The sequence below is a fragment of the Enhygromyxa salina genome (assembly GCF_000737335.2).
Classification (GTDB): Bacteria; Myxococcota_A; Polyangia; order Nannocystales; family Nannocystaceae; genus Plesiocystis; species Plesiocystis salina_C.
The window spans coordinates 1-19,516 of record NZ_JMCC02000123.1 but is presented as its reverse complement, the minus strand read 5'-3'; the positions used below and the strand labels follow the sequence as shown (position 1 = coordinate 19,516).

Here is a 19,516-nt window from a genome sequence, read left to right as displayed (position 1 = left end):
CTGCGGCGGGCAGCTGGTTGTTCGCCGACTGGCGTGTCCGGTTGCTGGGCCAGGGAGCTTGGGTGGCATGCAGCTCGGTCGGCTGACGCTCGCGGACTTTCGCAATTTCCGCGCCGGGCCAGCCGAGGGGGTTGGGCAAGTCATCGAGTTTGGCCCGCGCTTCACGGTGCTGTGGGGCCACAACGGAGCCGGCAAGACCAACGTCCTCGAGGGGCTGTACCTGATCTCGACCTTGCGCTCGTTTCGGACGGCCGACCTCAAGGCGATGTTGCGGCGCGGCTGTGATCACGCCCGCGTCGAGGTCGAGGCGTTCGACGACGAGCTCGGGCTGACCACGCGGCTCGAGGTTCGGATCGATCGCACGGGCCGCTCGACGCGACGCAGCGCCCGGCTCGACGGCAAGCTGATGCGCTCGGCGGTCGAGTTTTACGGGCGCGTTCAAGCCGTGCTGTTCACCCCGGAGGACCTGGGGATCCTGCGCGGCTCACCCAGCGCGCGGCGGCAGTTCTTGGACCGCGTGGTGTTCGCCCGCGAGCGCGCCCACATCGGCGACGTGCAGACCTACGACAAGCTGCTGCGCTCGCGCAATCGCGTGCTCAAGGCCGAACCCGCGGACCTGCGCGCGAGCGAGCGGACCCGCCTGCTCGACACCTACGATCACGGCCTGTCCGAGGTCGGCGCCCGGATCTGGACCCGGCGGGTCGAGCTGGTCGAGCAGCTGCGCGGGCCCTTCGCGGCTGCGTTCGCCCAGATCCACGACCGCGACACCCTGGCCAGCGGCAGCTTCGAGAGCGGGCTTCGCTACATGAGCCGGGTCGCGCCAGACGCCGCGCCAGCGCAGGATCAGCAGACCGCGCTCGAGGCCCGGCGCGAGACGCTCGCGGCCGCGCTGGTCGAGCACCGTCGGCGCGACGAAGCAGCCCGACGCACCACTGTGGGGCCCCACCTCGACGACCTCGAGGTCACCCTCGACGGGACCGCCGCCGGCGACTTCGCGTCGCAGGGGCAGGCGCGCGCGCTGGTGTTGGCGTTCAAGATCGCCGAGCTCCGGGCCGCTCGCGTGCGCAGTGGCCGGGCGCCCCTGCTGCTGCTCGATGACGTGTCCAGCGAGCTCGATCCGGTCCGCAGCGTCAAGCTGTTCGAGGCGCTCGCGGCCGAGGTTGGGCAGTGCGTGTTGACCACCACGTCCGCCCACCACATCGAGCTTGGCGCAGGTCTGGGGGCCGGCGTGGATCGTCGGGATCTCGAGCTGCGTGACGGGATGATCGTAGCGGCGAGCTGAGGCCCGGTTGGTCGTGATCACGTCCCCAAAAGCCGGGTGGAGCGCCCTCCGGTGGCGGTTGGTACCCAGACGGGGCCACACATACCCCCGCGAACAAACGGCCGATGGGAGCGAGCGAAGCGAGTGACCCGAAGTGCGAAGCCGGGCCGGGGGGGTCAAAGCAAAGTGTGAAACCGGCCGTGGGGGATGGAGCGCCGCCCGGTGGCGGTTGGTGCCCAGACGAGAGCCCCCTTCCAGGGGGCCACACATACCCCCGCGAACAAACGGCCGATGGGAGCGAGCGAAGCGAGTGACCCGAAGTGTGAAACCGGCCGTGGGGGTCAAAACAAAACAGCCGATTTCCTCGGCCCAGGCGCCGGTAAAAGCGCGATCCCAGCCTGGTAAGCGATCTGCTTCGGTGCTATGTTGCGCACCGTCCCAAAGCCCCTCGACTGGCCGCTGACAAGGGCTTGCGGGAGCTGACGGCAGCGGGATTCAGAGGGCGTGATTGCAAGCGCGGGCACGCTCGACATCAGCAAAGACATTCATGGACGCCACGGATAAAGACGGTGCCAGCGTGACCCCGCATTCGAGCCCTGCGGGTGTGAACCCCAACTACGACGAGACCTCGATCGCCCACCTCGAAGGGCTCGAGGCCGTTCGCAAGCGCCCGGGCATGTACATCGGTGATACCGACGTCACCGGTCTGCACAAGATGGTCTTCGAGGTGCTCGACAACTCGATCGACGAGGCGCTCGCCGGGTATTGCAAGTCGATCCACATCACCTTGCACCCCGACGACTCGATCAGCGTCGAGGACGACGGCCGCGGGATCCCAACGGGCATGATGGAGGTCGAGGGCAAGCAGGTGTCTGCCCCCGTTGCGATCTTCACCAAGCTCCACGTGGGCGGCAAGTTCGACAACCAGGCGTACAAGGTCTCGGGCGGGCTCCACGGCGTCGGCGTGACCGTCGTCAACGCGCTCTCGGACTGGCTCGAGCTCGAGATCTGGCGCGAGGGCAAGGGCTACACGGCTCGCTTCGAGCGCGGCGAGGTCACCCAGGATCTCACGGTCAGCGGGCCCACGACCAAGCGTGGCACCCGGGTCTTGTTCCACGCGGATCCGCTGATCTACGGCACGGTCAAGGTCGACTTCGAGACCCTCGGCTCGCGGTTCCGCGAGCTCAGCTACCTGACCGAGGGCGTGTCGATCACCCTCACGGATCTGCGCCCGATGATCGGCGGCGCGCCCAAGCGCGAGCAGGTGTTCACGGGCGAGGGCGGCGTCGCCAGCTTCGTGGACCTGCTCACTTCCAAGCGCACCAAGATCGGCCAGCTGATCGATCTGCGCTCCGAGGTCCCCTTCGAGTTCGAGGGTCACGACCACGAGCTCGGGGTCCAGGTCGCGCTGCAGTGGACGGACGCCTATCACGAGCACATCCACTGCTACACCAACAACATCGCCAACCGTGACGGCGGCACCCACCTGACCGGGCTGCGCACGGCCTTGACCCGCGTGGTCAACACCTACGCGGCCGACAATAATTTACTCAAGGGCCACAAGTCGGCGGTCAAGGGCACGCTCGCCGGCGAGGACGTCCGCGAGGGGCTCGTCGCGGTCATCGCCGTCAAGCACCCGGACCCCAAGTTCAACAGCCAGACCAAAGAGAAGCTGGTCTCCAGCGAGGTCTCGGCGTTGGTCCAGACCGCGGTCACGGAGGCGCTCAACCGTCACTTCGAAGAGAAGCCCAAGGACGCCAAGCTGATCGTCGACAAGGCGCTGCTGGCCGCCCGGGCTCGCGCGGCGGCCCGCAAGGCCCGCGAGACCATCACCCGCAAGGGCATCCTCGACGGCCTGAGCCTGCCGGGCAAGCTGGCCGACTGTCAGGCCAAGAACCCCGAGGAAGCCGAGCTGTTCATCGTAGAGGGTGACAGCGCAGGTGGCTCTGCCAAGCAGGGCCGGGATCGGCGGACCCAGGCGATCCTGCCGCTGCGCGGCAAGATCCTCAACGTCGAGAAGGCGCGGATCGACAAGATGTTGTCGAGCCAAGAGATCATCACCTTGATCACCGCGCTCGGCACCGGGATCGGCGAAGACAACTACGACATCGACAAGCTTCGCTACCACAAGATCATCATCATGACGGACGCCGACGTCGACGGCTCGCACATCCGTACGTTGCTGTTGACCTTGTTTTATCGGCACTTCGTCGACATCGTCGATCGGGGCTACCTCTACGTCGCGCAGCCGCCTCTGTACAAGGTCAAGTCTGGCAAGCGCGAGCACTACCTCAAGAACGACGCGGGGCTCGACGACTTCATCATTGACAACGCGATCGAAGACCTCGAGCTGTCGATCAACGGTGTCGCGGTCGCGCCCAAGATCCTCGCCGAGATCGCCCACGCCGGGGTCCGGCATCGCAACTTGCTCGAGCTGCTCGAGCGTGAGCATCGCCAGCCGGTGATCAACGCGGTGCTGGATCTGATCCAAGAGCGCGGCCGCGACGTGGTCGAGGCTGCGTTCGTCAACGCCGACGACGAAGCGCTCGCCGAGTTTGGCACCCAGGTGGTCGAGCGGGCGCGCCCGCACCTGCCGCTGACCAAGATTCAGAGCCAGGTCGCCCGGGTCAAGATCCCCGGCGACGCCGACGAGCTCGAGCGCGCCATGATCCGGCTCGAGGTCTACGCCGACGGTGTGACCGTGCACGAGGATCTGGGGCTCGCGCTGCTGCGCTGCTCCGAGATGCGCGAGCTCGGGCGGATCCGCGAGGAGCTCGCGTCCAAGGCGAGCGGCAACGGGTCGGACAAGATCCAGCTGCGCCGCAAGACCGAGCTGATCGCGGAGCCCGAGCGGCTGCTCGACGTCGTCGACTCGGTCGGCGAGGTCGGTCGCAGCGGGCTGCAGATCCAGCGCTACAAGGGCCTCGGTGAGATGAACCCGGATCAGCTGTGGGAGACGACTATGGATCCCGAGCGGCGTGCGCTCTTGCAGATCAAGGTCTCGGATGCCGACCTCGCCGACGAGGTGTTCACGGTCCTGATGGGTGACGACGTGGCTCCGCGTCGTGAGTTCATCACCGAGAACGCGCTCAACACCCGCAACCTCGACGTCTGAGCTGGGTTCAGCGCGGGTGAAGTGGATTCAGCGCGGGCGAGGTCTCTCTCCCGCCTGGCGGTGTCATTCGCAGACTGGGTCACTGCGGGCAGCGAAGTGGTTTCGCCCGGCTGAGCTTCTTGCCCACTCGCGGGCGGCGTTCACTCCGGCGCAGCGAACTCGCGGCTTTGGTCCAGGTTGGGCCTGGACGTCGGGGTTTGGAGTGCTCCATCATCGTGAGCATGAACAAGCCTGGACTTGCGCCGCTCTCCTTCATCGCCGCCGCGATCGCCTTGCTCGGCTGTCCGGCTGACGACGTCATGACCGACACCATGCCGAGCACCGTCAGCACGACCATGATGACGGCAGCCACCCTCGACACGGGTGATGGAGACGGCGACCCAGACACCACGGGTGACGGTGACAACAACTGCGGTGACGGTGTCGTGCAGCCCGGCGAGCAGTGTGATCTTGGTCCGATGAATTCTCCGACCGGTCAGTGTACCCCCGACTGCACGATCGCCTCGTGCGGCGACGGCTACGTGTGGGCCGGCCTCGAGGAGTGCGACGACGCCAACAACAGCAACACCGACGAGTGCGTGGAGAACTGCAAGCTGGCCGACTGCGGCGACGGCTTCACGCAGACTGGCGTCGAGGAGTGCGACGACGGCAACCAAGACGAGGCCGACGGCTGCACCACCATGTGCGTGCCTGCGATGTGCGGCGACGGGATCGTGCAAGAGGGCGAGCAGTGCGACGACGCCAACCTGCTCACCGGTGATGACTGTCCCGCCTGTCAGCTGGCGTTTTGCGGCGATGGCCACATCCACGGCGGCGTCGAGCAGTGCGATGACGGCAACATGAACAGCAATGATGCCTGCGTGTACCCGCAGTGCGTTCCGAACGTGTGCGGCGATGGTCACATCAACGTTGGCGTCGAGCAGTGCGACGACGGCAACGACGACGAAAACGACCTCTGCGCCAACGACTGCACGTTGACTTAGCCCCCCCGCGAGCGACTAGAACTTTGCCGAATGCGGACGCTTCGCGTCCGTTCGCTCGCTTCGCTCGCTCGTCGGGCCGGCCGTTTGTAGGCGGGGGTATGAGTGGCCCCCCGAGGGGGGGCTTCGGCTGTTTAGCCCCCCCGCGAGCGATTTCGACTTTGCCGAATGCGGACGCTTCGCGTCCGTTCGCTCGCTTCGCTCGCTCGTCGGGCCGGCCGTTTGTAGGCGGGGGTATGAGTGGCCCCCCGAGGGGGGGCTTCGGCTGTTTAGCCCCCCCGCGAGCGATTTCGACTTTGCCGAATGCGGACGCTTCGCGTCCGTTCGCTCGCTTCGCGTCCGTTCGCTCGCTTCGCGTCCGTTCGCTCGCTTTCCGTCCGTTCGCTCGCTTCGCTCGCTCGTCGGGCTGGCCGTTTGTAGGCGGGGGTATGAGTGGCCCCCCGAGGGGGGCTTCGCTACACGTAGCGGACGTGCTCGCGTTGTCGCTGGACGGGCTGCTTAGCCCCCCGCGAGCGGTTTCGACTTTGCCGAATGCGAACGCATTCGCTCGCTCGTTCGCTGAGCGGTGGCTTCGCTACACGCAGCGGACGTGCTCGCGTTGTCGTTGGACGGAGAGTGGTCGAAGTCGACGGGGTTTAGGCTTCGCCGGGGTCAGTCGAGGTACTTGATCTCGGTGACGGTGGCGTTTTCGACGGCCAGTTCGACTTCGCTGGAGGTGCCGTCGCAGTCCGTGTTGATGCGGACGTAGTCGCCGATCTTCGGGCCGCTCGTGCAGCGAATGAAGGTCTGGTACTGGACCACGCGGCCGCGGGCCTCGATGTCGCGGGTGCTGGCGGGCAGGCCCCAGGCCATGTGTGCGGCGAATTCCTTGAAGCCAACCTTGATCTCGCTGGTCTCGACGGCGTTGCGCTCTTCGCTGGACAGCTCCAACCACTTTTGCCAGAGGCCGGCACCCTCGAGGAACCCTTGGCGCTCGGACTCCTTGAGCTTGACGTACTCGAGCTGCTGCGCGTCGTCGTCGATGACGTAGTAAAAATTGCGCGCGGGTGTGGGCAGCCGGTCTGGGTTCGGCGTGCAGGCGGCGAGTGAGAAGATGAGCGCGATGGCGCCGAGGGTCCGTTGGGCCATGGCGGCGCATCATAGAAAACAGGTCCCCGGGAGCAAGAAGTGTTTTGCAAAGCAAATGCAAACCAAGTGTAGCCCGCGGCCCGGACGGCAGCGGGCTCGTCGGGCCGACTGGGTCACGCCAAAGTGCGCTGTCACCGGGATCCAAAATGCGCCCAAAGGGGTGTCTGCCCGGTGGATTTTGACTTTTTACGTTGCGCGTGGTACGAGATACGGCCCGCCGCAGTGCGCTCGCGGCCAGAGGGCTCCTACCATGGCCGAGTTCCAAGTTGGCGATAAGGCCGTATATCCCGGTTACGGGGTCGCTGAAATCACGGGCATCGAGAACCGAGAGATTTCGGGGACCGAGCAACGCTTCTATGTTCTGCGTGTGCTCGGCAAGGACATGACCTTGATGGTCCCCATGAGCAACGCCGACTCCGTCGGGCTGCGCAACCTCATCGGTACACCCGAGGTCACAGAGGTGTTCGAGGTCCTCCGTCGACGCGGCGAGAAGATCTCCACCGCGACCTGGAACCGGCGCTACCGCGAGTACATGGAGAAGATCCGCACGGGCTCGCTGACAGAGATTGGCACCGTGATGCGTGATCTGTGTCTGCTGCGCAGCGACAAGGATCTTTCCTACGGCGAGCGGAACATGCTCGAGACCGCGCGGGCGCTGCTCGTGCAGGAGCTCGCGCTCGCCAAGGGCGAGTCCGAAGAGGCCGTCGAGGCTGAAATCGAAGCTTTGTTTTAGACCCCCGCGGTCGGTTTCGCACTTCGGGTCACTCGCTTCGCTCGCTCCCATTGGCCGTTTGTTCGCGGGGGTATGTGTGGCCCCCTAGAAGGGGGCTCTTGTCTGGGCACCCACCGCCACCGGGGGGCGCTCCATCTGCTCGGTCGGTTTCGTACTTCGGGTCACTCGCTTCGCTCGCTCCCATTCGCGGGGGTATGTGTGGCCCCCACCGCCAGCGGGCGGCGCTCCATCTGCCCGGACGGTCACTCGCTTCGCTCGCTCCCATTGGCCGTTTGTTCGCGGGGGTATGTGTCCCCTCGAAGGGGGCTCTTGTCTGGGCACCCACCGCCGCCGGGGGGCGCTCCATCTGCCCGGTCGGTTTCGCACTTCGGGTCACTCGCTTCGCTCGCTCCCATTGCCAGCGGCTGCAGTCGGCGAAGTCCAAAGCCTATGTGGGGGTCGATAACGCCCAGTCGGCGGGCGCGGGCGGCAGCGGCGTGTTGGGGGTCTTGCCGTCCATGCGATGCGCGACGAAGTCCGCGACGGTCGGGTGACGCAGGTACGGGTTCTCGCGCAGCTGGGCGTCGAGGGTCGCGGTCGGGGTTGGGCCGTAGTTGTGCCCCGGATACATGATCGTCTGGGCCGGGAGGCCTTCCACGAGCGACTTCAGGGTCGCGTACATGGTCTGCGGCTCACCCCCGACGAAGTCACACCGCCCGCAGCCATTCACGAACAAGGTGTCGCCGGTGACGATCCCATCGCGCAGCCGGTAGCTGCACGATCCGGGCGTGTGCCCGGGCGTGTGCATCATGGTGATCTCGAGGTGTTCGCCCACGCGGACACGATCGCCAGGCTTGGACACCTGCAGGTTCTCGCACCGAAACCCCGAGAACTCGACCTCGGGCGCGAGCATGTGAACCGGCACGTCGAGCGTGCCCAGCAGATCCTCGACGGCGTTCACATGATCGAAGTGGCTGTGCGTGCACAAGATCGCCGCGATCTCGACGTCGAGACGCTCGGCCTCCGCGAGGATCGTTGGCGCGTGCCAAGCCGGATCCACGATCGCAACCTTGCGGCTTGGCCGATCCCCAATGAAGTAGATGAAGTTGTCCCAGGGCCCGAGCAGCAGCTGGTGAACGAAGGTGCCGTGGTTGTCAGACATACTGGCCTCAGAACGTGATGAGGGACCGAATTGACCAGCCCTCGTGCATCGGGTCGATCTCGATCTCGCTGGCCCCGCCGACCGCCATGCCCCGCCAATTGCGCCTGAGCGGCTTGTTGGCGGCGTGAGCAACGGCAGCGCGCGTCGTCATCACAGCCACCTTAGACCCTCCCGGCCGCTTTGCCACATCCCCGAGGCTGGAGCGCCACCCGGTGGGGTTTGGTGCCCAGCGAAGCGAGTGACCCGAAGTGCGAAACCGTCCGCGGAGATGGAGCGCCGCCCGGTGGCGGTGGGTGTCCAGACAAGAGCCCCCTAAATGGGGGCTCGAACGCATCGCCTGTGCCTATGGGACGCACGATGTGCGGAAGAATCTAGCGACTACTCGTCATCGACCGGCTTGGGCGGCTTGACGGGCTTGGGCTCAGCTTCAGCTTCGGGGGCGGCTTCTGGCTCGGGTTCGGCGGCCTTGGGGAGCTCGGGCTTGGCGATGAAGTCGGTCGGGATCTCGCCCGTCATCGAGTCGAGGAACGCCAGCATCTGGGTCATCTCCTCGGGGCTGAAGGGGCCGGCCCGCTTGGTCTGATGCTCGACCATCTTGGCGACGATGTCGGTCAGCGTGGCGATCGAGCCGTCGTGCAGGTACGGGCCGGTCTTGGCCACGTTGCGCAAGGTCGGCACCTTGAACACGAAGCGATCGCGCTCGTCACTGGTGACCTCGAACCGGCCGTTGTCGCGCAGTCCTGGCCAGGGCTTCTCGGTGCCAACCTTTTGATAGGAGGCGCCGCCAAAGTTGAACCCGTTGTGGCAGCTCTGACAGTCGGTGTCCAAGAACAGCTGCATGCCCGCGAGCGCCTCGGCCGACAGGGCGGCGTCGTCGCCAGCGAGCCACGCGTCGATCGGCGCGGGCGTGGTCAGCTTGCGCTCGAACGCACCGATCGCGTTGGCCATGTTGTCGAAGCTGACCGGCTCTTCGGCGTCGGGAAACGCGGTGGCGAAGGCTTCAACGTAGCCGGGGATCGCGGCGAGCGTGGCGACCACGGTGGCGTCGTCGGGCATCGCCATCTCGATCGGGTTGAGCACGGGGCCTTTGGCCTGTTCTTCGACGTCGGCCGAGCGGCCATCCCAAAATTGCGCGAGGTGGCCGGCGGCGTTGTAGACGGTTGGCGAGTTGCGCTCACCGAGCTGCGCCATGTGGCCCTGCGAGGTCGGGAGGTTGTCGACGCCAAACCGATCCAGCGCGTGGCAGGCGTTGCACGAGATGTCGCCGCTGGCCGACAGCCGACCATCGTAAAAGAGCATGCGACCCAGGTTGACCTTGGCTTCGGTCGCGGGGTTGTCGGCTTTGGGAAACTCTGGCGGGAGCACCCCGAACACCTTCGAGGCCCGCTCGCGCAGCGCGGCCGGGTCGAGCTCGGCCTGCTTGGGTGGGGTGAGCGGGACCCGACCGGCGTGGACCTCGATCTGGGAACCATGGCCGTCGCCGTGCTCGCCGCCACCGCCGCATGCCGGCAGCGCCAGCGAAGCGAGTGCGGCCAGGACACCAGCCGGGGCGATGACGCGTGACGGAAGCTGGCCGGGGCTGTTCATGCCGGCATGGTATCCGCCGGGCACACGGTTGCAACCGCGTGCGTGCAAGTCTCGAGTCCACGGTCTTTCCGGTCGCCAACGCGACCGATTGTGAGTCGGTGCTTGCCTGGCGTGGGCTTGCTTGTCACGATCGCACCCCGTGGATCGTCAGCGCGCTTTCAATCGTTCGTTCGTGTCCCTCGCACTGGTCGGCCTGACCACGCTGTCGCTCGGCGCGTGCTCGAAGGCGCCCCCAGCCGACGTTGCTGATCGATTGTGGGTTGCGCAGATGCCCACCGGACCGCGCGACCAGATTGACGCGTTCGTGCTGACGGATGTCGGCAAGTACAGCGGCGGCAGCTTCTATCACGGCTCGCTGTTCCGCGGCGTCCACGACAGCTTCAAGTGGACGACCAAGGCAAAAGATCGCGGGGTGATCCACATCCTTCAGACCCAGCACGACGTCGAGGTCCGCACCCAGCCTTGCAAGCCGGATCGCGGGTTTGATCAGTGCATCCTGCTCGAGGGTGACCCCAAGAAGATCGTCCGCTACCAGTCGCGCAAGCGCTGGGCGATCCCCCGCAAGGGCAAGGCGTCAGATGTGCCAGCGCTGCTGCTCGAGCTGTCCGAGGACGACGAAGATCTCGAAGCGGCTTTCATGACCCCCAGGGACGATTGATGACTTCGCCTCGCTCGCTTCGCTCGTTCGGATCTGGTTAATTTGTGCGCGGTGGCATGTGTGGCCCCCTAGAAGGGGGCTCAGCTGCTGTGAGCGGAGGCCTTCGAGTAGGAGCGGAGACCTTCGAGTAGGGGCGGAGACCTTCAAGTAGGAGCGGAGACCATCGAGTAGGAGCGGAGACCTTCGAGGTCGTCGTCTCGGCGAGCCGACTGGGCCACGCACACCAACGATTGGGTCGGCAACCCTCGTACTCACTTTGGGCCTGGTTCGGGGGCTTTTGGCGGGGCTTCGATCGGTGGTTGGGCCGCCGGATCTGCCGGGACCTGCTCGCGCTCGCTGGGGAACAAGAACGCTGACGGGTCGATCTCGACGTTGACCTCGAAGCTGGTGATCTCTTCTTTGAGCTCGATCAACGCCTTGATCGAGCTGCGCTTCTTCATGGAGAACTGATAGCCCTCGACCACCTGGTAGTCCTCGGCGTAGGCCTCGATCGGCAGCGGGCCCATCGGCGTGACCTGGGTGGTCTTCATGTAGCGGATCAGCTTGGTCTTGGTGTCGAGGCCGATCACGATGTTCGGTCCACCGTTGGACACGAGCTCGACCTCCCACACCTCGACGCCGTCGTTCGTCACCTTGCCAAGGGTGTTGGCGGCCGCGAAGTGCTGCTGCCAATCGTGGCCGGGGAACATCAGCGAGCTCTGCAGATACGACTGCGCTTCTTCGCCCTCGAGGAGGCGCAGGCCGGTGATCGGTTCGTCGACCCAGATGTTGGTTCCATCGTAGCCAGCGCGGCTCTTGCCGACGCCCTCGACCTCTTGCTCGAGGTAGAACTTGCCGCCTTTTTGCCACCACATCTGCATGGTGCCGCGCAGCTTCTGCTCGCCAGTGTCGATCGTGCCGACGGCGTGGATGGTCTCGAACTTGTTGATGATGTCGGCCCCGCCCGCGGCCTCGACGTGGGCCGCGAGCAGCTCGGCGCCGGCTGGCAGTTGAACCGCCGGTTCGCTGGGAGCCGCGGGCTCGTGCTTGGTGCCGCCTGCGGGGTCGGACTTGGGGGTGGTCGTGTCTTGCGAAGTGCAGGCCAGCAACGCCGCAAACGCAGTGATCAGGAGCTTGGGTGGGCGCTGCATGACTCGTCTAGTTGGGTGGGGCTAGTTGGATGGGGTGGGGGCGTCGGGGCCGGCCGCGCGCAGATGAGCGACGGCGGCGTCGAGCACCGGATCCCGGCCGGCGGCGTAGTCGGCTCGAGACTCCGTGACCGCGAGCTCGGGGACCACGCCCTCGCCTTCGGCGGCGGAGCCCTTGCCAGAGTGGTAGTCGCCAACGACGTACTGGATCAGCCCGCCGTCGGGCAGGGTCTCGATCATCGATGGCAACGCCATCCCGGGGCTGGGCCCGGCGCCCACGATCTTCACGCGACCCGCGTCGCGCATGCCAAGCGCGAAGATCTCGGATGTGCTCGCGGTGCCCTCGTCGACGAGGATCACGATCGGACCATCGAACGCGTCGGGGTTGGGCTCGACGTTGAACTCTTGGTTGAACTCCCGCATCTGCAGCACGCCGAGGCTGGCGCCCTCGCGCAGGAACATGCGGGCGATCGGGATCGACATGGCCCCGACGCCGCCGGGGTTGCCGCGCAGGTCGATGATCAACGCGCCCATGCCTTGCTTGCGAAGCTCGTCGACGCCGGCGCGCAGCCGCTCGGTCATGGGCAGCATCCAGAAGTTGAACGCGAGGTAGCCGACTTTTAGTCCGGTCGGGGCGGCGTCGGGCTGCTCGTTGGGGCCCTCCGCTGGGATCATCCGCCACTCGACCGTGGTCGGGAGGTTGCGGAGGTTGCCAAGGCTGATCCGCTCGCCCTCGGGCAAGAAGCACGCGACCTCGAGCTCGCGCTCGGCGTCGGCCTGGGTCGGATCCAAGAAGCTCAACCGCTTGGTGCCGTCCTCGGGGCAGTTGAGCTTCGCGCCGATCGCCTGGGCGATCATGAACGCGCCCTCGGCCGAGCGGCCTGCGTGAGCTTCGACCGCGCTCGCGGCCGCCTCCGCGATCTCGTCGACGGACTCACCCGCGATCTCGGTCAGGATCGCGCCGCGGGGTATGCCGCTGGCATGATCGTCGACGGCCTCATCGACGACGACCGCACGACGCTCGGACCCACCGGGCTCGAGCGGCAGCCAGCGCACGTTGATCGGGACCGTCGCGGGGCCGCTGTCGCGCGCGCGCGCAGTGGAGCTGGGTGTTGGCGCGGTCGCGTGCAGGTGGCTCTGCCCGAGCAGACCCAGCAGCTCGTTGATCGCGACGTAGGCCGCGGTCGTGTCATCGCCGGCCGCGAGGATCTGCTTGGCGTACTGCTCGCGCAGGGCCGGCCAGTCGAGGCAGGCCAGGGTTGGATCGTAGTGCTTGCTGCCGACCGTGCGCCAAACTTGCTCGAACGCGGCCATGTGCGGCGCGTCTGGCAGCGCGGGCAGGGTCTCGTCGTCGAGCGCGTCCCACGAGCGGCAGTTGGGCGTGTGGGGCGGGCCTTCGGCCTCGAGCGCGGCGAGCGAGTGGGGATCGGGTGGCTTGGGGGTGTCTTTGCAGCCCAACGCAGACAGGCAGCACAGGCACAGGCCAAGCACGCCCAGCCGGCCAGTCACGCTGGCGCTCATGCGGTGGTGAACAGGGGGCGCGAGCGTCACTCGTAGGTGACCATCTCGAGCGCGCTCAGATCCATGACCACGATCTCTTGGCGGCTCAGCTTGAGGATGCCTTCGCGCTGCATGCGGTTGAGTGCCCGCGAGATCTCTTCGCGGACGGTTCCAAGCCGGGCTGCGACCGTGTTCATGTCGAGCGCCCGCGGGATCACGTGGGCCTTGCCCTGCTCGGCGCCGCTGCGGATCGCCAGCGTGTACAAGAAGCTAGCGAGGCGCCGCTGCACCGAGCGCAGCGACAGATCCAAGATCAGGTCGATCAGGCGGTTGGCGCGAAAGGCTTGGTGCCGCATCAGCGCGAACGCCATCGCTTCGGACTGCGACAACAACTTGATCACCAAGTCGGTGTCGAAGCGCCACACGTCGCCGTCTGTCATGGCGAACGCCGAGGCCGCACACTGCACTTCGCGGGGCAAGAAACCCTCGCCGATCAGCTTGCCGGCCCCAGCTAGATACAGGATCTGCTCGCGGCCTTCGGAAGAGATCAGGCTGAGCTTGAACTCGCCAGATCGGACCAGGAACAAGCCCGGTCCTGGATCACCGCGGCGGAACACCGGGCGCTTGCGCTTGATCTCCACTCGCGTGGCGCTTTCACTGAAGGTCTTGATGACCTCCTCAGGGACCTTGTCCCAACCGGCATACCGCAACAGATGGCTGCGGATCTCCTCGGCTTCGGCGGGCTCGATGGCCATGCGGCGAGTGTAACGGCAAGCGGAGGATCCGCCAAAGCAAGACCCACCCGCTCGGACGGTGTCGGAGCGGGCGGGTCGCCTGGGAAGTCCACTAATCAGACACCCAGTGGTGCCTTAGCCGAGAATGCGGCGAGCTGCGGTCACGCTGCGCATCACACCCAGCGCCCGGGTCGAGGGCTGGCCGCCCAACGCCGCGATGTGCAGGGTCTCGCCGAGCACCTTGATCGACTTGACGCTCAGGTCCCGATGCTCGCCGTTGCGCTTGATCGTGGCCTTGGCACGCCCGCGAGACACAATTGGTGTGATCGCCGCGAGCATCTCCAAGTCGAGATCCGTGCAGCTGCTGGCGACCAACATCCCGTAGTCATCGGCGATCAGGACCACGTCGAGCTCGCTGCCGTCAGCGGCCGCCGACAGGGCCAACTCGATGGCGTCGCCGGTGCCTTTCGAGCGCTGCTTTCGGCGTTCGACGACGCGACGGCCGGGGCGGGGGAGGGGAGTGACACGAATGGGTGAGCGCGCGGTCGAGTTCATGGGAGGCGTCCTCGGTTGGTACGCGCTTATCCTACATGTAGGATAATGTGCTCGGCCAACAATTTGCTTTTTTTCGTGCCCGGCCGGTTTCGGCTCCCACACCCAAGTGGACCTGGGTGCCAGCCTTGGTCACCATGAAAGGGTGCGCTCGTCCCGGTTGTCGCTGCTGCTTGGTCTGTCGCTGGGCGTGATCAGCACACTGACGATCCAGCGGGCGATCTCCGAGGCTGACGCCAGCAAGGGCAAGGGGTCCGCCGGGGCGCAGCTCGATCGCCAGCAGTTTCACGACAGCCTCGACGTCGTGCTCGATCGCTACGTCGAGCCGGTCGACGCCCCAGAGGTGATGTCGCGTGGGCTCAAGCACATGGTCGCGGGGCTCGATCCCTACAGTCACTACCTGACCGCGAACGAGCGCGACCTCGCCAAGAAGCGCCAACGCCAGGGCGCCGACGCGGGGTTGGTGACCTCGCTGCACCGCGCGGGCAACCAAGCCGGCGCCGAGCTCGAGGTGATCGCCGTGCATCCTGGCAGCCCCGCGGACAAGCTGGGGATCGGCGCGGGGACCCGGATCCTCGCGATTCGGGGGCGGCCCAGCGCGCAGCTGCTCAGCAACGTCGAGGCCCAGCTGCAGCTCAGCGGCGCGGCCGGTGAGATCGTCGCGCTGACGATCGATCGCGGCAGCGGGCCCGAGCTGCTCGACATCGAGCTCGCCAAGCCGAGCGCCGCGGCCGGCGTCTCGGCAGAGTTGATCGACGCGGGCGGCGGCCACTTCGTGGGCGCGATCGAGATCCACAGCTTTCGTCCGGGCACGGGTGATCAGGTCAAGCGGGCGCTCGCCGAGCTGCGCGGCAACGCGGGGGCTCGCGGGCTCGCTGGCGTGGTCTTGGATCTTCGCGGCAACCCAGGCGGTGAAGTCGACGAGGCCGTGTTGGTCGCGGATCTATTCGTCAAAGCTGGCGTGCTGACCCGCACCCGCGGTCGTGGGGGCGTGATCATGCGCGAAGAGTTGGCGACCGAGGCCGGCACGGACAGCGAGACGCCGCTGGTCGTGCTGCAGGATCGGCGCTCGGCCTCGGCCGCGGAGCTGCTCGCGGTCGCGCTGCAAGACAACCACCGCGCCAAGCTCTTGGGTGAGCGCAGCTTTGGCAAAGGCACGGTGCAAGAGGTGATCGGGATCCCCGATGGTTCGCTGCTCACGCTCACGGTCGCGCGCTATTTTTCCCCAGACGATCGTGGGATCGATGGTCACGGGGTCGAGCCCGACGTCGCCCTCGAGCAGCTCGATGGCCGCGCGGGCCTCGACGCCGCAACCCGCGAGCTCGTCAGCCAAGCCCAATAGGCACTCGATGGCGCACGCGGACCAAAGGTCAGTGGCCAGCGTCGAATCCAGTTGGTTGCGACCTGGCATCTGTCGTGGACGTGTGCTCGCGAACCAATTGGTGGGTCGACGAGTTTGATGTACCCACTACACGCCGTGTCAGAACAGCGCCAGATGATCGGAAGATGAGTACAGATCCGCGACTCGACTACCCCGCAACGCAGCGCAACCGCGAGGTCATCCTGGAGGTGCTCCGCGAGGTGCTGCCGGAGCAGGGGACCGTGCTCGAGCTCGCGAGTGGGAGCGGCCAGCACGTCGCGTTCTTCGCGAGCGCGCTCCCGCAGCTGCGCTGGCAACCGAGCGATCATGACGCCAGCGTGTTCGCGAGCATCGCCGCGTGGACGGATGATCTAGGCAACGTGGCGGCGCCCGTGCGGATCGACGCGGCAAGCCCAACTTGGCCGCTGAACCCCGGCTGGGCCTGCGACGCGGTGATCTGCGCGAACATGATCCACATCTCGCCGTGGGCTGCGTGCTTGGGCTTGCTCGATGGGGTGTCACAGTGTCTACGCGAAGCGGGTCCGCTGTGTCTGTATGGCCCGTTCATGCGCGGTGGCGTGCACACAGCACCCAGCAACGAGGGCTTCGACAAGAGCCTTCGCGCCCGGGATCCACGCTGGGGTGTTCGCGACCTCGACGAGGTTGCGCGAGCGGCCACGCGCCGCGGTCTGGTCTTGGACCGTGTGTTCGAGATGCCCGCGAACAACCTCAGCGTGGTCTTTCGCCGCGTGAAGCGCTGAGTTTGACAGCGTGGCAACACGACTTGCGCTGCGGATCGAGCCGGCCCGGCGCGAACGAATGAGATCATTGGGCTTTTGCAAAAGTCGCCTGATTGATGATGTTTCGTCGCCCTTGGTATGCAGAATGCACAACTGTGTGCGTGCGGCATTTTGCCCCGCAAGCACCCGACCTCGAGCAAGACCTCGAGCAAGACCTCGAGCAAGACCCCGAGCAAGATCAAGTAAGGACCGCCATGACCCGCTACGACCGACAAGACCTCGAATTCGTCCGCATGTTCGTCGATTGCGTGACGATCCGTCCGTTCCTCGATGACCTATTACGACTCAAGCGAAGCATGGCGATGTTCAATCGCCCCGTTGGCGTCGAGCGTCCCAAGGACACGTCGACCGTCGCGGCTTGAGCCCAATGTGCAGATGAGTATCGCCGGATAATTGTGCACGGTACTCAGAAGACAGCGCGCAGTCCTAGCGTGGGCAGTACATAGCGAATCGCCTGCGGGTTCACGCAGCCATCATTGGCCATGGCGCCCACGCTGTCCTGCGCGAGCGAGTCACAGCGCAGCACCTCGCGCGCGAAGTTTGCGTTGGCCAGATCCAAATAGAGGTGCAACCGGGCCTGCCGAAGCGCGAAGATCCGCTCGACGCGAACATCGAGCTGCATGAAGGCTGGCATTCGGGCGTCATTGCGATGGTTCGTCCAAGCTTCGACCAAGTCTTCGAGCTGGCCGTTCGCGTCGAGCTGTCGCGTGGTGTAGGGCCGGCCGCTGTTGACATGAAAGCGGCCGCCGATCCGCCACTTGCGGTTGACGTTCCAGCCCAGCACTGCGTTGAGGATGTGACGCTGATCCCAAGTCGCGGGCGCGAACCCGCCGAGCGGGTAGTCCCGCACCGACCACGACAAGGTGTAGGCCAGCCATCCGTAGAGCTTGCCGTTTGGGACCAGGCGCAACATGGTCTCGAGTCCCCAGCTCCAGCCGGACACGCGGATCAGGTAGTCGTCGAACTCGTCGGCCGTTGAAGGATCGCCGCTGGCGTCCAGGCCCTGGCTGAGCTCGTAGTCCTGCATGTTGCTCAGGCGACCGACGTAGGCGTCTTGGCTGAGCACCGCACGATCCGCGATCTCCCAGGTCCATCCAAAGCTGCCCTGAAGGTTGCGCTGCAGTCCGTCCTCTAGCCCGACGCTCTCGATCCCGGGGATCGGCAGCGGCGGGTCGGGGGCTTGGTGATACAGGCCCAGGCTCTGGCGTAGGCTCACGCGCTCGCTGACTTGCTCACGCACGATCACGCGCGGATCGAAGCCGAGCGCGCTCGAGACGGATCGGGCCGCGGGCAAGTAGGGGCTGGGTCCGGTCGAGACCCACAGGTCTCCGCGGATCCCCGGACGGATCTCGATCGGACCGCGGCGATAGGCGACGTCGAAGTACAGCCCCGTGACCGAGACGACCCGCTCGCTCAACAACAAGGACAGGTCTTCGATCGAGCTGGTCAGCTCGCCCGCGCCAAACCCCTGCGGCAGTCGAAAGATCTGCAGCTCTTGATCCAGGCCGGTGTGGAGGGTGACGCGCTCGCCCACGCGCAGCTGGGCGTCGATGCGCGGGGCGACCCGCCATTGATCCACGCGGATCGATTGAACCCCCGAGCGGTCCAGGCCCAGCGTCACGCGGTAGTCGACGCGGCCGCCGTTGCGGACCCGCTGGCGGATCCGCTGATCAATGCGATGAAATTCCAGGCGCACGTAGGGATCGGGATCGTCGTCGATCGTCGGGATCGGGATCCCGTCTTCATCGAGGGTCGACACGAGCGCGCTGCGCTGGCCAAGCTCGTCGTAGCTGCCGAACACGAACGCGGTGTAGCGAGCGCGCGGGCCCAGGTCGTGATCGAGGCGGGCCTGGTAGTCCCAGAACCGGATCTTCACGTTGAGGGCCGGGATCGCCGAGAGGATCAGGCCGGTGTAGCTGTAGTGGCCAGCCAGCGTCAGCGCGCCGCGACCGGGCTGACGACAGCTCGGCTGGGTCTTGCGATCTCGCGCGCAGCTGGGATCGCGCGGGCGATCGAACGGGATCTCGAGCAGCGCGCCAGCGTCCGTCAGGCGTACGTCGAGCTCACCTCGCAGTCGATCGCGCGCGGCCATGCGCGTGCGGCCCTCGACGATCCCGCTCGCGTAGCGACCCAGTCGGACCGGCGCGCCGCTCGGATAGAAGTCGACCTCGTCGATGAAGTAGGGGTGCACGACCGAGGGGCCAATCGCGACGTGAAACAGCGCCGGGACCCGGACGCCGTCGAGGTAGTAGCCCGTGTTGCCCGGCGCCGCGCCACGCACGACCACGTAGGGCAGGAAGCCCGAGACCTGCGCTGCCCCGGGCAGCGACTTGATCACCGCAAAGGGATCGCCGCCCGAGCCCGGGATCTCGTGCAGCTCTTGCTCGCGCAGGGTCGTGCGGCTGACTGCGACCGGGCGCTCGGATCGGACGACGGTGCGATAGCGGTTGCCACTGAGCGCCACGCGAGCGCGCAGCTCGAGGACCTGCTGCTCGCCGCGAACGATCTCGACCTCGAATTCGAGCGGCTCGTAGCCGTCGGCGCGCAGCGAAAATTTGTGGATGCCCGGCTCGAGCCACGCTTGCGCGACGCCGCTCGCGTCGGTCTCTGGTTGTTCGTCGTCGACCGATGGGTCGACGCCAAGCTCGAACAGCCGCGCGCCCGCGAGCGGGTCGCGGGTGCCGTGGATGTAGACCAGCAGTCGCAGCTGACCGTGCGTCGCCGGGCTAGCGTCCGGCGCAGACTCGGACGCGGCCGGGGGCGCGGACTGGCTAGCGTCCGGCGCAGACTCGGACGCGGCCGGGGGCTCGGACTGGCTAGCGTCCGGCGCAGACTCGGAC

General features: G+C 66.4%; 17 protein-coding genes. 8 read left to right on the top strand and 9 right to left on the bottom strand.

Translation table 11 applies throughout. From position 1 onward, the window contains the following. Positions 1–67 precede the first annotated feature (67 nt). The 3 genes from recF (at position 68) to DB30_RS34865 (ending at position 5,359) form a co-directional block, all read left to right on the top strand. Positions 68–1,282, top strand: coding sequence for a DNA replication/repair protein RecF (gene recF, locus DB30_RS34875; RefSeq protein WP_052557350.1), 1,215 nt, complete (start codon positions 68–70; stop codon positions 1,280–1,282). Positions 1,283–1,808: 526 nt separating this feature from the next. Beyond that, positions 1,809–4,376: a DNA topoisomerase (ATP-hydrolyzing) subunit B gene (gene gyrB / locus DB30_RS34870; protein WP_146661978.1), complete on the top strand. Its 2,568-nt coding sequence runs from the start codon at positions 1,809–1,811 to the stop codon at positions 4,374–4,376. Positions 4,377–4,597: 221 nt separating this feature from the next. Next, on the top strand, positions 4,598–5,359 hold the full coding sequence (locus DB30_RS34865; RefSeq protein WP_240480400.1) for a DUF4215 domain-containing protein: 762 nt from the start codon (positions 4,598–4,600) through the stop codon (positions 5,357–5,359). 648 nt (positions 5,360–6,007) lie between these two features. On the opposite strand, the gene DB30_RS34860 is transcribed toward DB30_RS34865, so the two are convergent. After that, positions 6,008–6,484 carry a hypothetical protein gene (locus DB30_RS34860; RefSeq protein WP_052557345.1) on the bottom strand — a complete coding sequence of 159 codons (477 nt, stop codon included), beginning with the start codon at positions 6,482–6,484 and terminating at the stop codon, positions 6,008–6,010. A gap of 250 nt (positions 6,485–6,734) precedes the next feature. On the opposite strand from DB30_RS34860, the gene DB30_RS34855 reads away from it, so the two are divergent. Continuing rightward, positions 6,735–7,217 carry a CarD family transcriptional regulator gene (locus DB30_RS34855; protein WP_052557344.1) on the top strand — a complete coding sequence of 161 codons (483 nt, stop codon included), beginning with the start codon at positions 6,735–6,737 and terminating at the stop codon, positions 7,215–7,217. Between the two features lie 427 nt (positions 7,218–7,644). Here the strand turns inward: DB30_RS34855 and DB30_RS34850 are convergent, their stop codons facing one another. The 3 genes from DB30_RS34850 to DB30_RS34840 all read right to left on the bottom strand — a co-directional run bounded on the left by DB30_RS34850 (position 7,645) and on the right by DB30_RS34840 (position 9,945). Beyond that, the gene (locus tag DB30_RS34850) at positions 7,645–8,358 is read right to left on the bottom strand and encodes an MBL fold metallo-hydrolase (protein ID WP_052557342.1); all 714 of its coding nucleotides are present in this window, start codon (positions 8,356–8,358) and stop codon (positions 7,645–7,647) included. A gap of 7 nt (positions 8,359–8,365) precedes the next feature. Next, complete coding sequence (locus DB30_RS34845; RefSeq protein WP_153258457.1) at positions 8,366–8,509, bottom strand: hypothetical protein; 144 nt, start codon at positions 8,507–8,509, stop codon at positions 8,366–8,368. A gap of 227 nt (positions 8,510–8,736) precedes the next feature. Beyond that, positions 8,737–9,945, bottom strand: coding sequence for a cytochrome-c peroxidase (locus DB30_RS34840; RefSeq protein WP_052557340.1), 1,209 nt, complete (start codon positions 9,943–9,945; stop codon positions 8,737–8,739). A gap of 172 nt (positions 9,946–10,117) precedes the next feature. Here DB30_RS34840 and DB30_RS34835 point away from each other — a divergent pair, with 172 nt between their 5' ends. Next, entirely contained in the window at positions 10,118–10,603 is a 486-nt protein-coding gene (locus DB30_RS34835; protein ID WP_146661977.1) for a hypothetical protein, read from the top strand. Between the two features lie 251 nt (positions 10,604–10,854). Here DB30_RS34835 and DB30_RS34830 read toward each other — a convergent pair whose 3' ends face one another. From DB30_RS34830 to DB30_RS34815, 4 genes are all read right to left on the bottom strand, one after another. After that, positions 10,855–11,733 (bottom strand): LolA family protein, encoded by an 879-nt coding sequence (locus DB30_RS34830; protein WP_052557335.1) that lies wholly within the window; start codon positions 11,731–11,733, stop codon positions 10,855–10,857. Positions 11,734–11,754: 21 nt separating this feature from the next. Further along, positions 11,755–13,251, bottom strand: a complete 1,497-nt coding sequence (locus tag DB30_RS34825; RefSeq protein ID WP_052557333.1) for a S41 family peptidase — start codon at positions 13,249–13,251, stop codon at positions 11,755–11,757. 26 nt (positions 13,252–13,277) lie between these two features. Beyond that, positions 13,278–13,985 (bottom strand): Crp/Fnr family transcriptional regulator, encoded by a 708-nt coding sequence (locus tag DB30_RS34820; RefSeq protein ID WP_052557331.1) that lies wholly within the window; start codon positions 13,983–13,985, stop codon positions 13,278–13,280. 114 nt (positions 13,986–14,099) lie between these two features. Continuing rightward, entirely contained in the window at positions 14,100–14,519 is a 420-nt protein-coding gene (locus DB30_RS34815; protein WP_052557330.1) for a hypothetical protein, read from the bottom strand. Positions 14,520–14,661: 142 nt separating this feature from the next. Here DB30_RS34815 and DB30_RS34810 point away from each other — a divergent pair, with 142 nt between their 5' ends. From DB30_RS34810 to DB30_RS34800, 3 genes are all read left to right on the top strand, one after another. Continuing rightward, on the top strand, positions 14,662–15,858 hold the full coding sequence (locus DB30_RS34810) for a S41 family peptidase (RefSeq protein ID WP_146661975.1): 1,197 nt from the start codon (positions 14,662–14,664) through the stop codon (positions 15,856–15,858). A gap of 164 nt (positions 15,859–16,022) precedes the next feature. After that, the gene (locus DB30_RS34805) at positions 16,023–16,637 is read left to right on the top strand and encodes a DUF938 domain-containing protein (RefSeq protein ID WP_052557327.1); all 615 of its coding nucleotides are present in this window, start codon (positions 16,023–16,025) and stop codon (positions 16,635–16,637) included. A gap of 140 nt (positions 16,638–16,777) precedes the next feature. Continuing rightward, complete coding sequence (locus DB30_RS34800; protein WP_052557325.1) at positions 16,778–17,038, top strand: hypothetical protein; 261 nt, start codon at positions 16,778–16,780, stop codon at positions 17,036–17,038. 44 nt (positions 17,039–17,082) lie between these two features. Here the strand turns inward: DB30_RS34800 and DB30_RS34795 are convergent. After that, positions 17,083–19,516 (bottom strand): TonB-dependent receptor plug domain-containing protein (locus DB30_RS34795; RefSeq protein WP_052557323.1); only part of this gene is annotated, 2,434 nt, incomplete at its 5' end.